This window comes from Bacillus sp. BK450 (assembly GCF_004364885.1).
Classification (GTDB): Bacteria; Bacillota; Bacilli; order Bacillales; family Bacillaceae; genus Bacillus; species Bacillus safensis.
Genome location: NZ_SOBQ01000001.1, coordinates 358,911 through 374,425 on the forward strand (window position 1 = coordinate 358,911; position 15,515 = coordinate 374,425).

At 40.9% G+C, this 15,515-nt stretch carries 13 protein-coding genes; 1 reads left to right on the forward strand and 12 read right to left on the reverse strand.

What is annotated here, in order from left to right; genetic code table 11:
• Positions 1-131: 131 nt before the first annotated feature.
• The 11 genes from spoVE to EV579_RS01860 all read right to left on the reverse strand — a co-directional run bounded on the left by spoVE (position 132) and on the right by EV579_RS01860 (position 14,183).
• Positions 132-1,232 (reverse strand): stage V sporulation protein E, encoded by a 1,101-nt coding sequence (spoVE, locus tag EV579_RS01805; protein ID WP_024424259.1) that lies wholly within the window; start codon positions 1,230-1,232, stop codon positions 132-134.
• Between the two features lie 59 nt (positions 1,233-1,291).
• Positions 1,292-2,638 (reverse strand): UDP-N-acetylmuramoyl-L-alanine--D-glutamate ligase, encoded by a 1,347-nt coding sequence (murD, locus tag EV579_RS01810; RefSeq protein ID WP_029706541.1) that lies wholly within the window; start codon positions 2,636-2,638, stop codon positions 1,292-1,294.
• A 9-nt stretch (positions 2,639-2,647) separates the two neighbouring features.
• Entirely contained in the window at positions 2,648-3,622 is a 975-nt protein-coding gene (gene mraY, locus EV579_RS01815) for a phospho-N-acetylmuramoyl-pentapeptide-transferase (RefSeq protein ID WP_024424261.1), read from the reverse strand.
• 135 nt (positions 3,623-3,757) lie between these two features.
• The gene (locus tag EV579_RS01820; RefSeq protein ID WP_024424262.1) at positions 3,758-5,233 is read right to left on the reverse strand and encodes a UDP-N-acetylmuramoyl-L-alanyl-D-glutamate--2,6-diaminopimelate ligase; all 1,476 of its coding nucleotides are present in this window, start codon (positions 5,231-5,233) and stop codon (positions 3,758-3,760) included.
• Positions 5,234-5,444: 211 nt separating this feature from the next.
• On the reverse strand, positions 5,445-7,364 hold the full coding sequence (locus EV579_RS01825; protein ID WP_024424263.1) for a stage V sporulation protein D: 1,920 nt from the start codon (positions 7,362-7,364) through the stop codon (positions 5,445-5,447).
• Positions 7,365-7,491: 127 nt separating this feature from the next.
• A complete protein-coding gene (locus tag EV579_RS01835) occupies positions 7,492-9,642 on the reverse strand; it encodes a penicillin-binding protein (RefSeq protein ID WP_208300729.1) in 2,151 nt (716 codons plus the stop codon).
• Between the two features lie 7 nt (positions 9,643-9,649).
• Positions 9,650-9,997 carry a cell division protein FtsL gene (gene ftsL / locus EV579_RS01840; protein ID WP_024424265.1) on the reverse strand — a complete coding sequence of 116 codons (348 nt, stop codon included), beginning with the start codon at positions 9,995-9,997 and terminating at the stop codon, positions 9,650-9,652.
• 37 nt (positions 9,998-10,034) lie between these two features.
• Positions 10,035-10,967 carry a 16S rRNA (cytosine(1402)-N(4))-methyltransferase RsmH gene (rsmH, locus tag EV579_RS01845; RefSeq protein WP_073205089.1) on the reverse strand — a complete coding sequence of 311 codons (933 nt, stop codon included), beginning with the start codon at positions 10,965-10,967 and terminating at the stop codon, positions 10,035-10,037.
• A gap of 66 nt (positions 10,968-11,033) precedes the next feature.
• Entirely contained in the window at positions 11,034-11,465 is a 432-nt protein-coding gene (mraZ, locus tag EV579_RS01850) for a division/cell wall cluster transcriptional repressor MraZ (RefSeq protein WP_003211163.1), read from the reverse strand.
• 128 nt (positions 11,466-11,593) lie between these two features.
• Positions 11,594-13,213, reverse strand: coding sequence for a bacillithiol biosynthesis cysteine-adding enzyme BshC (bshC, locus tag EV579_RS01855; protein ID WP_133743853.1), 1,620 nt, complete (start codon positions 13,211-13,213; stop codon positions 11,594-11,596).
• A 70-nt stretch (positions 13,214-13,283) separates the two neighbouring features.
• Positions 13,284-14,183: a 2-dehydropantoate 2-reductase gene (locus EV579_RS01860; RefSeq protein ID WP_044330790.1), complete on the reverse strand. Its 900-nt coding sequence runs from the start codon at positions 14,181-14,183 to the stop codon at positions 13,284-13,286.
• 210 nt (positions 14,184-14,393) lie between these two features.
• On the opposite strand from EV579_RS01860, the gene EV579_RS01865 reads away from it, so the two are divergent.
• Entirely contained in the window at positions 14,394-14,873 is a 480-nt protein-coding gene (locus EV579_RS01865) for an N-acetyltransferase (protein ID WP_133743854.1), read from the forward strand.
• 45 nt (positions 14,874-14,918) lie between these two features.
• On the opposite strand, the gene gerR is transcribed toward EV579_RS01865, so the two are convergent.
• Positions 14,919-15,458: a sporulation-specific transcriptional regulator GerR gene (gene gerR / locus EV579_RS01870; protein WP_024424269.1), complete on the reverse strand. Its 540-nt coding sequence runs from the start codon at positions 15,456-15,458 to the stop codon at positions 14,919-14,921.
• Positions 15,459-15,515 lie beyond the last annotated feature (57 nt).

Here is a 15,515-nt window from a genome sequence, read left to right on the forward strand (position 1 = left end):
GCTCCGTTAAAACCTGTAAAGAAGAGTCGAAAAACATGTTTCCAATACAAAATCTGTCATTTCTACTCTTCAAATCATTTTTTTGTACTTTTGCAAAATAAATGTCATCATGGTTTCATGAACTAGTAGCATTAATATCTAGCGTACCTGCTTACATTCAAAAGTACGCCAATTGCCATCAGCATTAATGTCAGTGATGAGCCGCCATAACTTAGGAATGGGAGCGTGATACCTGTCACAGGGATAAGTCCAGTAACAACTGCGATATTAATCATCACTTGAATGGCAACCATTGAAATAATACCAACTGCTAGGAAACTTCCATATAAGTCTGGGGCTCCAAGTGCTATTCGTATGCCTCTCCATAATAGAACACTAAAGAGCAGCAAAATGAGTGATCCTCCTATAAAGCCAAGCTCTTCAGACAATATTGCAAAGATGAAGTCTGTTTGAGGCTCAGGTAAATAAAAGAATTTTTGTCTACTTTGACCGAGACCCATTCCGAACAGACCGCCTGGACCAACAGCGTATAAGGATTGAATAATTTGAAACCCACTGCCTAGTGGATCTTCCCAAGGATTTAAGTACGATGTAATTCGTTTTATGCGGTAGGGCGCTGATAAGACTAGTGCAGCAAATCCGCTGAGCCCTAAAAGACCGAGAAATATAAAGTGAGCAATTCTCGCACCTGAAACAAATATCATAATAATACAGGTTCCAACCATTACCGTCCCTGTTCCCAAATCTGGCTGCAGCATGATGATGGCAAATGCAGAAAACACAATGCCTAATGCTGGTGCGAAACCTTTACGAAAGGATGTGATATTTTTTTGTTTTTCAGATAAGAATTTTGCAAGAAACGCAATCATCGCAAGCTTCATAAATTCAGAGGGCTGAATACTAAACGCACCGACACCGATCCAGCTTCTTGATCCATTTCTCTCCATACCGATACCAGGAATAAGTACAAGCAGCAAAAGGAGAAAACAAACAGCAATCAATATCTTTGACCAAGTCCGCCACGTCCAATAATCGACTCGCATTATGAAAAACATCGCGATAACTCCGATTCCGGCAAACAAAAGCTGTCTTTTTGCAAAATAAAACGAATCATCAAATTTATACGATGCCCACACAGCACTAGCGCTGTACACCATAATTAAACCAATCGTCAATAAAAGTAACGTAATGACAACAAGCAAAAAGTCCGGAGAAGTTTTCTTATTCGTCAAGAGACCGACACCCCAAGCATAATTTCATTTGGGCTGTCAGTCATACGAGAGACAAGCCCTTATTTAAGCATATGCACGGCGTTTACAAACATGTCTCCACGTTCTTCAAATGTTTTATGTTGATCCCAGCTTGCACAAGCCGGGGATAATAAAATCACGTCTTCTTCTTCAGAAATGTTAAACGCCGCAGGTACTGCTTGTTCAACATTATCGACATGTTTTACGTGATGTATTCCCAGTTCTTCACCAAGCTTCACAAACTTAGGTGCCGTCTCACCAAATGTGATAATTCCTTTTACATTTTTCATAAAAGGTTTCAATTCATCAAATTCATTGCCGCGATCAAGCCCGCCAGCTAGTAAAATGGTCGGCTGATTAAAAGCTGACAATGCTTTACTTGTTGCCAGTATATTGGTGGCTTTACTGTCGTTATAGAATTTTCTGCTTTGAATTGTATCTACAAACTGCAGACGATGCTTCACTCCACTAAATGTCGTGAGAACGTGTGCGATTGCTTCATTTGAACAGCCTGCATTTTTCACGACACAAATAGCTGCCAAAATATTTTCTTGGTTATGCTCACCAGGAAGAACAACATCCTTTAAATCGATGATATGTTCATTCATGTAGTAGATCGCACCATTTTTAATATACGCACCATGTTCTACTTGCTCTTTCACTGAGAAAAACACTTTTTTTGCTTTTGAAGCTTCAGCCAGTTTTACGACTGATGGATCATCGAGGTTAATAACAGCTATGTCATCTTCAAGTTGATGTGCGTATACTTTCTGCTTTGCTTTTTCATATTCATCACGAGTGTGGTGATAGTCTAAATGTGCATCAAAAATATTTAATATTAAGCTGATTTTAGGTCTGAAATCAACTGTTCCCATTAACTGAAAAGAAGAGAGTTCAGTTACGATCCACTCATCGCCAGCTGCTTTTGCAGCGACTTCGCTGGCAACCGTGCCAATATTACCTGCCACTAAAGTTTTTTGACTGTCTTGTTTCAACATTTCATAAATCAAAGTCGTGGTAGTGGTTTTTCCATTTGATCCAGTGATCCCAATAAAAGGAGCTGAGGTTAAATGATAAGCTAATTCTATTTCCGTCCAAACTGGAATTCCGCAGCGAAGCGCTTCTTGAACCATCACATTTTCATATGGAATTCCTGGATTTTTAATTAAAATCGTAATTTCTTTATCTTCGAACATACGAAGAGGATGGCTGCCGCAAATGACATCAATCCCCTTTTCAGAAAGAAGCTGAGCAGGTTCATTTTCTTCAAACGGCTTTTGGTCATTTACTGTGACATTTACTCCATGCTCATGAAGAATTGAAGCTGCCGCATATCCGCTTTTTGCAAGACCTAATACTAGTACATGTTCGTTTTTTAACATTTGCATCTTATTCAATTATAACCACACCTCGATGTAAATTCCTAAAACAGCAAGTAATAAACCAGCTGTCCAGAAGGTGACAACTACTCTCCACTCAGACCAGCCAACTAACTCATAGTGGTGGTGAAGCGGACTCATCTTAAAGATTCTTTTTCCAGTTGTTTTAAAGGAGATCACTTGAAGAATAACGGATAACGTTTCGACAACAAATACTCCTCCAATAATGACAAGTAAAATTTCAAGCTTTGTTAAAATCGCAATTGCTACAATCGCTCCGCCTAAAGCAAGCGACCCTGTATCACCCATAAATACTTTTGCAGGATGCGCGTTAAACACAAGAAACCCAAGAACGGCTCCAGCAACAGCTACTGAAAAGATCGCTACATCGTACTGTGATTGATTCCAAGCCAATATAGCAAAGGCTCCAAAGGCAATAGCCGCGGTTCCAGATAATAGACCATCCAGTCCATCCGTTAAGTTCACGGCATTAGAACCTCCGACAAGCATGAAAACGACAAGGATAAAGTAAGCCCATCCTAAATCGAAGCTCACATCTGTTCCTGGAATGCGAATCGTCGTTGCAAACTGATAATAATGGAAGACTGCATAAAAAATCACTGCGATCACAATTTGACCAATTAATTTCTGTTTCGATGTTAAACCTAAGTTTCGTTTCATCGCTACTTTAATATAATCATCTAAAAACCCTAATAGACCGTAGCCAAGCGTGACAAATAACAATAAAAACATTTCTGGACTAATGTCAGAAAATTTGTTGATCATCACAATCGTTGTAATGGTAATAGAAAAGATAATCATAATTCCGCCCATTGTCGGAGTACCTGATTTCTTTTGGTGAGACTGTGGTCCTTCTTCTCTAATACTTTGACCAAATTTAAGCCTTCTTAAAAACGGAATAAAAATCGGGGATAAAAGAACACTGATTAAAAATCCCATTATGATTGTAAACAATATCACCTGTTCAAGCATCGTTCTTTACTCCTTCCGAATTTCCAAAGCCGTTTTCCATCAGAAAATCACATTCATTATTAAGGTATTCATTCGCGTTCTTCGTATGTTGTTTTTGTACAAAATGCTTCATTTCATTACACTCTTTTCATCATTTTAAGATTTGTTTAGATCTAAAATAGCGTCCATAGCAACCTTTGCATCATCAAAATCGTAAACTTGATCGCCGACGATTTGATATGTCTCATGACCTTTACCCGCTATTAAGACTGTATCGCCTTTTTTCGCATTGGCAATTGCAAAAAAGATGGCTTGTTTGCGATTCACAAAACTATGATAATATGCGTCTGGAACCCCATTTTCCATATCCTTTAAAATAGCTGAAGGATCTTCGCTTCTTGGGTTGTCTGAAGTAAATACAGGTTCATCTGCATACTTCACTGCGATTTGGGCCATTTGAGGACGCTTTGTTTTATCACGGTCGCCGCCGCAGCCTATCACACAGAAAATTTTGCCCTCTGTTAATTCTCTACACGTTGTCAGGACATTTTCTAAGCTGTCAGGTGTATGGGCGTAATCGACGATAACAGGGAAATCTTGATCACAGTTCACAAGTTCAAATCGGCCTTTGACTCCCTCCAGCTCTTCAATAGCACTTACAATCGTTTCAAATGTTAAGCCAGATACGATCCCTACTGATACAGCTGCTAGGATGTTGTACACATTAAACTTACCGATGAGGGCAACTGTCACATTTTTTGTGCCAATTGGAGTGATCAAATCAAATTGAGTTCCCTTCGGTTTGATTTGAATATTCTTTGCCATCACATCTGCTTTTTGCTCTAAGCCATATGTCATGACTTCAGCAGCTGTCACTTTTTCATAATAACTCGAAGCGTCATCATCTGCATTTAAAATTGCATGCTTCGGCTTATCGTGATGAAAGGCACTGCCAAGCTGTGAGAATAGCAAGCTTTTCGCATGTTTATATTCTTCCATTGTGTTGTGGTAATCAAGATGGTCCTGCGAAAGGTTTGTGAAAACGGCAATATCATAATCACATCCATGTACCCTGCCAAGATGCAGTGCATGTGATGATACTTCCATAATGGCTGTGTCTACATCTTGGTCAAGCATCTGTTTAAAAGTTTTCTGAAGTGTGACACTTTCAGGTGTGGTGTTTTTCACATCGAGAATGTCATCATTCACCTTCATATACATCGTACCGATTAAGCCAGTTTTCTTTTCGGCTTTTCTCATCATTTGTTCAATCATGTGTGTTGTCGAAGTTTTTCCGTTTGTTCCTGTGATCCCGATGAGATTCAGCTTATGAGTTGGCTGCTCGTAAAACGCATCAGCTATTCTTGCAAGAGCTCTTTGAGAGTGTTTTACAATAATGACTGGTACATCTGATATGTTAAGAGGGTGTTCTGCTACAATCGCTGCAGCCCCGCTTTTCACCGCTTTTTCAGCATAATCGTGTCCATCTACTGTATAGCCTTTTATACAGACAAAAAGGCTTCCTTTTTTCACCTCTCTTGAATCCATTTCAATGGAAGTGATATCAGGATTTTCGTTTATTAGTTCGTTGTTTTCACTTTTAAAATATGTAAGGAGTTCTTGTAATTTCATTTCATATCAAACCTCTCAAATTCGTTCACGTGCATGTCTTGTGAAAAAAACACACAGTCTATATTTTATCGTAAAAAAAGGGATACATCCAGCGTATTCCTTAAGTTTCTCTTGGAAAAAACACACTTTAGGCTCTTTTTTTCAAACAGAACTTCTCTTTCAACAAAAAGAGGCAGCCGAATGAGTGCGGCTACCCTCTGTTCATTCTTTATTATTCATCGTTTAAGTATAATCTGATGGTGGAGCCTTCTTTGACTTTTGTCCCGGCAGCAGGCGATTGCTTCACCACTTTACTGCCAGTTCCAGAAGCATCGATCTTAAGGTTAATCAGTAAGGATTCAAGGTCTGAAACAGATCCCCCTACAAGATTCGGTACTTCAATGGTTTTTGTGTCCAGCCACTGGTACTTCTTTTCAATTTGTCCTTTTCTTTTTTTCACACCCATCTCAGGCAGGCTGTCCCGCATAATATGACCCACAATTGGTGCAGCAACTGTCCCGCCAAATTGAATAGTGCCTTTCGGATTATCTACAGCCACATATACAACGATACTCGGATCATCAGCAGGCGCAAACCCGATAAATGACACAATGTGGTTATTTTCCATGTACTTGCCGTCTTTTACCTTCTGTGCTGTCCCTGTTTTTCCGCCAACTCGATATCCTTCAACAAATGCATTTCGGCCAGTTCCTTGAGCGACTACACTTTCAAGCGCATATCTGATTTCTTTGGATGTTTCTGCTGAAATCACTTTCTTTTTGGCAATCGGTGATTGCTTTTTCACTACCTCTTTTGTGATTGGATCTATCCATTCTTTTGCAATGTAAGGCGTGTAAAGTGTTCCGCCATTTACCGCAGCTGCTACGGCAGCTACTTGCTGTATCGGCGTAACAGATACACCTTGACCAAAGGCAGTTGTCGCCTGCTCTACAGGGCCAACTCGGTCCAGCGGGAACAAAATGCCTCGCCCTTCCCCTTGAAGATCGATTCCTGTTTTTTGGCCAAACCCGAAATTTTTAATATAGGAAAATAATTTATCCTTTCCTAGACGATCGCCTAGTTCAACAAAACCGGGGTTACAGGAGTTTTGAACCACTTCTAAAAATGACTGTGATCCGTGGCCGCCTTTTTTCCAGCACCTAAGTCTTGCACCATCAACTGTCACAGAACCGCTGTCAAAAAAATGATCTCGTTTTAAATTGACTTTTTTCTCTTCTAGTGCTGCTGCAAGCGTAATAATTTTAAACGTCGAACCTGGCTCATATGTGCTCCACACCGGTAAATTTCGGTTAAACACTTTCGAGTCAACTGATTGATAATCCGCTGGATCAAAATCCGGTCTGCTCGACATCCCAAGCACTTCACCGTTCTTCGGGTTCATCGCAATTGCAATCATCCCATCTGGGTTATATTTTGCCTGCGCATTGTCTAATTCCCGTTCTATAATGGTTTGCACCTTCGCATCGACAGTTAACTTCATATCAAGACCATCTTTAGGCGGTGTATAATCATCTGCTTCATCTGGCATTTTCTGCCCTTTTGCATCGGAATAGAACTTGACAGAGCCTTTTTCACCTTTTAGGTCATCGTCATAATAGGCTTCCAGTCCAAGTAACCCTTGATTATCAATTCCGGCGAAGCCCAGCACATGAGAAAGAAAACTGCCAAACGGATAGTGTCTGATGCTGTCTTCCGCAACATAAACGCCATCTAGATCAAGCTCTCTGACTTCTTTTGCTTTTTCATGAGATACTTTTCTGCCTTCTGGAGAAATTCGTTCGATGGATGTTTTCTTTGTGACGTGCTTGTACGCTTTCTCTTCAGACATATTCAGTACTGCCGCCAGTTTTTTGCTTGTTTCTGCGGGATCTTTAATTTGCCGCGGGACGACCAATATAGATGGGGCACTTTTGTTCGTCGCAAGCTCTACCCCATTTCGGTCCAAAATATCTCCCCTTTCTGGTTCGAACGGGAGATTCCGGCTCCATGAATCTTTTGCTAAGCTTGTGAGCTTCTCGCCCATAATAAACTGTACATATCCTAATCTAGTATCTATGATGAAAAAAATGATCACCCCAAACAGCAGCACGAAAAGCAATCGTTTTCTCACTGTTACACTTGATACTCGCACGCCCGGTTCACTCCTTACATACATATGGCTTGTTTCCATCATATGCAGGCCCGTCCTTATGTAGAACGTCTCGTCTATCCCGCAGGCAAAAGAAAAAACCTAGCAAGTGGTTTGCTAGGTTTTGCAGTTAATTCGGGCTTTTAAATGTCACAGTGACGACTTTATCTGAAATCTCCGCTCCATTTTTCACACTTTGTTTGACAGCATATCCTTGTCCTTTTGTTTCGATATGCACACCGGAAATGGATGCATATTGAAGGACTTCCCGTCTCGACCAGCCTGTCATATCAGGCATTTTTATCGTTTTTCCTGCTGTTTTCAAGAAAACTTTCTGGCTTTCAGAGAATTCAGAGCCTGCACTTGGCCACTGTCGTTTAATGGAGAGACCGTCACCGATGACAACAGGCGTTAAGTTTTTGTTTTGGGCTTCTGTTTCCGCCTGCTTCACTTCTAAATCTAAGAATGAAGGCATTGTTTCTTGTTTCACTTTTTGTTCGCCTGATTTTTTATCGTCTGTTTTTGTTGGTGCAATATTTAAATATAGCAGACTATTTTTCATCACTGGGTTAAAGATTTGTGCAACTGGGGCAGAGCCAGTTTCTGTATCAGACAGCTGCGGCTGCTGTACAGCTACATAAACGAGCAGCTTCGGATCATCTTTTGGCGCCATTCCCATAAATGAAAAGACGTAATCGTTTCTTCCTTTGAGATAACCGCCGGCACCGCCAATTTGTCCTGTTCCTGTTTTCCCAGCAACATCAAATCCTTTGATTTGGTAAGGCTGGCCTGTTCCAATCTTCGAGGAAACCACCTCACCTAAAATGTCACGGACTTGCTTTGCTGTATCAGAGGAAATTGGTTTTCCAGCTACTGTTGGTTCGTGCTGTAAAATCGTTTTGTTTGTGTTCGGGTCTGTAATATGATCAATGACATATGGCTTCATCATCGTTCCGCCGTTTGCTATCGCTGTCGCTGCTTCGATTTGTTGAATCGGTGTAATGGCAGACGCTTGACCGTAAGCCGTCGATGCTTTGTCATATTCGTATCTGTAATTGATTTTACTAGACGCTTCGTTCGGTAAGTCAATACCTGTTTTGTCATAGAAATGGAACTTCTGCAAATATTGTTCGTAGCGCGTGAAGCCTAATTTTTCTTTTGCCAGCTTTGCAAAAGCTACGTTAGACGAACGGAGGACACCTTCATGAAAGTCAATTTTCCCCCAGCCATTTCCATTGTTGTGATCTCTTACAAGGCCGCCGCCTACTTTATAAGTACCAGATTGATATTTATCATTGCCTTGGTAGACTCCTTCTTGGATTGCCGCAGCAAGTGTAAAGATTTTCATCGTTGAACCTGGTTCAAACGCATATGAAATGACATCATTGTTATAATTCGTAATGTCTAATTCATTTAAATTAAAGCTTGGCCGCTGTCCCATCGCGAGCACCTTTCCCGTTTTTGGGTCAACGACTGTGGCAATGATTTTCTTCGGTTTATATTTTTTGGCAACCTGCGTCATACTTTCTTCAAGGAACGCTTGGATTTTTTGATCGATGGTCAACGTGACATTTTTTCCATCCTTCGGAGCGACAATGTCTTCTTTACTATTTGGAAGAGCCCATCCGCTTCTGTCACTGTTATATGTCACATAGCCGTCTTTTTCTTTTAAAAATTTGTTCAGCGCCTTCTCAAGTCCCATCGCGCCTGACATGTCCTTCGTTGCCTCATCTAATCTAGCATAACCGATCAGATTCGACGCAAACATGCCGTTTGGATAATATCGCTTCGTGTCTTTTTCAAATGCGATCCCTGGAAGCTTTAGCTTTTCAATTTTTTCCTTTGTTGAAAAACTGATGTCTTTCCCAGCTTTACCAAACTCCACTTGGAACGCATCTTTTGTATTCAGACGCTTTAAAATTTCGCTTTCGCTCATATCAATGACTTTTGACAGCTCTTTTGCTGTCTTTTCTTTGTCGACGACATGCATCGGGTGCTTTGGATCGACCGTCATTTTCTTGCTCATGATTGCAATGAGCTTATAGACAGATGTATCCTCGGCAATCACATTCCCATTTCGGTCTAAAATAGACCCTCTTTTCGCTTCAAGTGTTTTCTTCGATTGATATTGTTCATTTGCCTTTGCGGCTAACACTTGGCCATCGACCGTTCCTGTAATCTGAATATAGATAAAACGTGCAAGGATGATAAAGAAAAACAGGGCGAAGCAAATACTCGCAATTGCCGCGCCTCTGTTCATCATTTTATTCTTTTTAGGCATCGCCATCTTAATCGACCTTCTTAACATCTTTCGAAATGCTTAAGCCTGCTTTTTTCGCAGTATCAATGACTCTCTCTGGTTCACTCAGCAAGTCTTTTTCTTTTTGAAGCTCAGTGATCTTCTTCGATTCTAAAGATACTTGCTGCTCTAATTTCTGGACTTCGATATTGGCGTGATAGACAGCAAAGGCCTTAGAAATGATGAGAATGGAGCTACACATAAGAGCCATGACAAACATGACAAGTAAGATTTTTTCACCAAGTGTGATAGAACCTCTTCTTTTAATAACAACCGATTGGCCTTGCTGCTCTGTTTGATATTGTTTTACTTCTCTTTGGTAAGCCAAATTACTCATAAGAAACCTCCTTTTTATCATCATCTATGGTGTCGTTTTACTTTTTTTCTGCAATTCGGAGCTTCGCTGAACGGGCACGGTTGTTATGTTCCAGCTCTTGTTCTGATGCAACGATTGGTTTTCTCGTGATCAGCTTCAGCTTTGGTTCAAGTCCTTCTGGAATCACTGGTAGTCCGTGCGGAAGTTCTGGAAGAGAAGACATTTCTTTAAATGTACTTTTACAAATCCGGTCTTCAAGTGAATGGAATGTAATGACAGAAATTCTCCCCTTCGGATTGAGTAACTCTATTGCTTGTTCTAGTGCTTCTTCAAAAACTTTCAATTCATCATTTACTGCAATTCGGATCGCTTGAAACACTCTTTTTGCTGGATGTCCGCCAGTTCGTCTTGCAGGTGCGGGAATTCCTTCTTTGATAATGTCGACAAGCTCACCTGTTGTTTCAATTGTTGCTTTTTTTCTAGCTTCTTCAATTTTGCGTGCGATTTGCTTGCTGAATTTTTCTTCCCCATATTTGTAGAAAATCCGAACTAGATCTTCAAATGGCCATTCATTCACCACTTGTTTTGCCGACAATGCGGCTGTTTGATCCATTCGCATGTCAAGAGGTGCATCATGGTGATAACTAAAGCCTCTCTCTGGTGTGTCGAGCTGAGGAGATGAAACCCCAAGGTCAAAAATCACACCGTCTACGCTTGTAATGCCTTGTTCATTCAGACGTTCTTTTAAATATCGGAAGTTGCTCTTTATGAAAAGAATGTTCGCTTTTGAATCCGCGAGCTTCTCTCGTGCATGATCCAGTGCAGCATCGTCTTGGTCAAATCCAATCAATGTACCTTTTTCTGATAGTTGAGATAGTAAATATGAGCTATGACCTGCTCCGCCCAGCGTGCAGTCTACATATGTACCGTCTTCTTTGACGTTTAAACCGTCAACTGTTTCTTTTAATAATACTGTCTCATGTTGAAACATGATGTTATGGTCCCACCTTTTTCAAATAGAAATGAATGTGTAGAAAGCTTGCTGCACAAGGGATTATTATATATCAAACCCAATCATGTTTTCAGCAATTTCAGCAAAAGAATCTTCTTGCTCTTCTGTATATTGTTCCCAGATCGACTTACTCCACAACTCAATTCGATTTGAAACGCCGATGACCACACATTCTTTTTCGAGTTTTGCATATTGGAGTAGGTTTGATGCGATGTTAATGCGCCCCTGCTTGTCCAGATCGCATTCAACTGCGCCGGAGAAGAAGAACCGGGTAAACGCACGTGCATCTTTTTTCGTTAGCGGCAGTGCTTTGAGTTTCTCTTCAATTAGTTTCCACTCACTCATAGGGTAGCCAAATAAACATTGATCAAGCCCTCTCGTCAGCACAAACTGTTCTCCGAGACCGTCTCTAAATTTAGCAGGGATGATCATGCGCCCTTTTGTATCAATCGTATGTTGGTATTCACCCATGAACATGATAATCAGAGCCCCACTTTCTCACCCTTACTCTCCACTATCCACCACTTCTCTCCACAAAACTTATTTTACACTGTTTCTACATAAAAAAAAACCCTGAACTAGTCAGGGTTCATTAAAACTTTATTTCAAAGTTTGACAATTTGCTGCTTGTTTTGAAATGAAAATGGCAGATTTTTGAACGTTTTGAAGAATTCTGGACCATATTTGTTTAAAAAGTACATGATATTCCAAATTCTTTCTTGCGGGGCATCTAATGGTTTTAAGCTGTTTTCAATCCGTTCAAAATCTCGAAGGATATATCCTTCCTTCTCTTCCACACGCTGCGCCACCTTTTGATAAACAAATTGAAGCTGATCTTCGATAAATTTGGCATTTTTATCTAGCAGCTGCTCGAAGTTTGGTTCAACCTTCAGTGCTTCTTGCCTCAATACACCATGAACATTCGCTAATTCACGTTTCGCTTGATCAACGGCTTGAACAAAGCTGTCTGGAAGGCTTTGCTCAAAGTGAGCCTCTTTCTTTTCTTTTACTCCGTTTGTGAGCACTTCTTCTAGAGAAAGTTCTCTGACAGGCAGCTTCTTGTCGATGTGTCTTTCAAGGATGGTCACGTGCAGTCTTGGAAGAACAGGTGCCATCTTTAATTTAAAATGCTCAAAAATTCCTTTCAGCTCTCCCCAATAGTTGACTTCACCGTGTCCTGCCATAAAAGCAAGTGTCGGGAGAAGGGTTTCCTGCATTAAGGGACGCGTCACCACATTGTTGCTGAACCGTTCTGGGTGCTCCTCAATTTCCTGCAAAAGCTCTTCTTTTGTCCACGTAAGCCCCACTTCTGATATAGAAAACTGGCCGTTTTCTTTTTCAATAAGGAAACGCTCTTCATCATATTCGTAAAACAGGTTCGCCTGATTGTCACCAGCTTCAATGATTGGCTGATATCCCGCTCGTTTCATGGCAGCCTGCGTTTCATTCAAACGAGCTGTGACTGCATCATTTGTCTCGACAATGTGCTTGAATAACGTACGCTCAAGTGGTTTAACGCCTAAGTCTCCTGAATTAAATAGAAGCAGTCCATCTTCTTCAAAAAGGTCGCATACAATCCATTCAAAGAAATCCGTAAACGTTTGTGATTTGCGTAAACATCGAAGAAGCTGATCAAGCAAGTCATTAGTATACGCAGATTCTTCATACGTTGAAAACACATCGCGGAGCCATTTTTCTGTTTTTTCTTGATGCAGAGGTGTTCTTTTGGCCGCAGTTTTTTTGACGTTATGTAATGGCAGCTTTTGCTTGACTGGACCTTTTTCGCCGGATGTGTAGACAAAATTAATTTCATCTACGTCATGATCCTCACCTGCTACCCAAAAGACTGGAATCACAGGAACACCAAGCGCTGATTCTTTTTCTTTTGCGAACTGAATAATGGATATGATTTTATGTATGGTATAAAGCGGTCCTGCCAGTAGGCCTGCCTGCTGTCCTCCAACCACCATGACACTCCGTTCATCACGGATCTTTTCAATGTTCTGACGCATCGCTGCCGATTCAAACTTTGCGTGGTATGCGCTCATATAATCCGCTAAAGCCTCGCGCGGGAAGCTCATTTCCATGAGATCGTCGTATCTCTTTTTCCATGTGTGCTCAGAATGTATATCATAATCAAAAAAAGCAGTCATCTCTTTTTTTTCTTCTATATAATCACGTATGAATAAATTCTGACTTCGGATGGAAAGTTCAGTCAATTGCATGTTTAGAACTTCCTTTCTTCAATAAAATAAATAGTTAGTTTCCCGAAAAAAGTATAGCATGTAAATGAGCTCACTCAAAAGATTTTGTTTGCTTTTTTTCCAATACTTCCAAGCTTCGATTGAAGAAAGTAAGATGTGGCGCCATCATCTCTTGAGCTTGAGCCTTTTTTAAAAGATAGCCAACGATGGCTTTTCTTTCGGTTTCACGGCCTTTGACGATATCTTGAAGCATTGACGATTGATTGGCGGCCGTTTTTTTACAAATTGAAACGACGTGTGACCAGAGACGCTCTTCTTCAGCCAGACCTAAAATGGACAATGCTTCTTCAAATGCACATTTCATCATGTATTCATATGCAGGATTTGCGATCAATTCTCCATTTTTCACATGCAATAAAGCCGTGAGCGGGTTAATGCAAACATTAACTAGCAGTTTTTCTTCCAGCACTCTTTTCCATTCATCCGTATAAATCATCTGAAAATGGGCCGGCGTTTCATACAAAGCATTTCTCACATCAGCTGTATCCTCAGGATGAAAAGCTCCCCACTTGATGACACCGATCCCTGTATGGTTCACTGCATGGTCTGATACCTTCATGGCGCCGTGCTCTACGACACCTATATATATCGAATGCGACGTGTCCCATTTTTCTAAATCTAATAAGTGGCCCATGCCATTTTGTAAAAATAGGATTCGCTGACGAGGTAATGTTGATAGTTCATCAAGCACCTCTTGCAGATGGTGATATTTCACTGTCACAATCAGCAGATCAAATCCTCCTGTAATCCCTGCCCTTGCCTCCGCAGACGCCCGGAATGTCTCTCCTTTTACCGTTCGCTTAATTCCTGATGTTCGAATCTCCTCTGCTTGTTCTTTTCTTCTTGTCAAAACAGTGATGTCATGATGCTGTGATAAATAACTGGCACAAAGCAGACCAATCGCACCGCCGCCAATGATTCCAATGTTCAACTGCCGCACTTCCCTTTTTCTGTTTACTTCATCATATCAACCATTTTAACAGTTTCAAGCCGCGATGCAAAAAGCAGATAGCGCGCCGCGATTGAATTTTTTTAATTTAAAAACTATAATAATAAGTGTAAAAACTTTTTAAGGCGGATGGGATGAAAACGCCTTCAATGACATCACTGTCGACATTATGTGTGTAAGGGGGAAGATCATATGACACAAGTAAAACGACTTCTAATCAATTACAAAACTTTAGAGGAATTTAAACAATTTAAGGAATATGGTATACAAGAACTATCCATGCTTGAAGACCTTGAAAGTAATATGATTGAAAATGACAGCAACTCTCCATTTTACGGGATTTATTTTGGAGATAAGCTGGTCGCACGTATGAGCCTTTATCAAGTGGACGGCTCGACGACAACGTACTTTGACCACAATCATGATTATTTAGAGCTGTGGAAGCTGGAAGTGCTTCCTGGGTATCAGCGTAAAGGGTACGGCGAGGCACTTGTTGATTTCGCCAAATCTTTCGGATTGCCAATCCGGACCAATCCTCGCGTCAAATCTGCCGGTTTTTGGGGTAAAATGGGCTTTGAAGCAGTCAAATATGATATGGAACGCGACAAAGGGGAAAATCCACTCATCTGGGAACCTGCCCATATCCAAAAAAATACAGGTGAATCTGCTTAATACTGATGGCAAAACGCCCCTCCTTTCTCTGTGAGGGGCGCTTTCTTATTTAGCATATTCTTTTAAGTTGATATTCTGTTTGACTCTTTCAACAATCCCAATGAGTGCCCGGTAATCTTCTTCTGTCATTTTTAATTGCCGCTTCAGGTGTTCATTTTCTTCCGTGAGCGACTTCAATTGATGCTGCGTGTCCGCTAGTTCTTCGCGTAAATCAGCAGAGCCAGCAGGTTCTTTTTCAAGCTGCTCTAAGAACTGAATCACTTCTCGCAAGGTCAATTCAGCCTGATCTGAAGTTGCCTTTTCTTCTATTGTTAACGTATTTTGTGGTAAACCCGAGGAATGAATCCCAATCTTTTTACGCAGTTCTTTCCGCTGTTTTTTCGCCAGCTCAATGCCTGCCTGATATTGTTTTCTGACGTATGAATTCCACCTGAATCCACATGCTGCAGCCGTTCTTGACAACGCTTTTCCGACTTCTTCAAATGCGGAAAGCTGCGTTCCTCCATCTCGAATGTGTCTTAAGACGACTTCTGCTAAAAGTAAATCTTCATCTTGCGTCCATGCGTCCTGCCTTGTAATCGTCAATTGATCATCCCCCCTGAATCTGAATACCACATCATATGCGCTTACTAGAGTAGATAG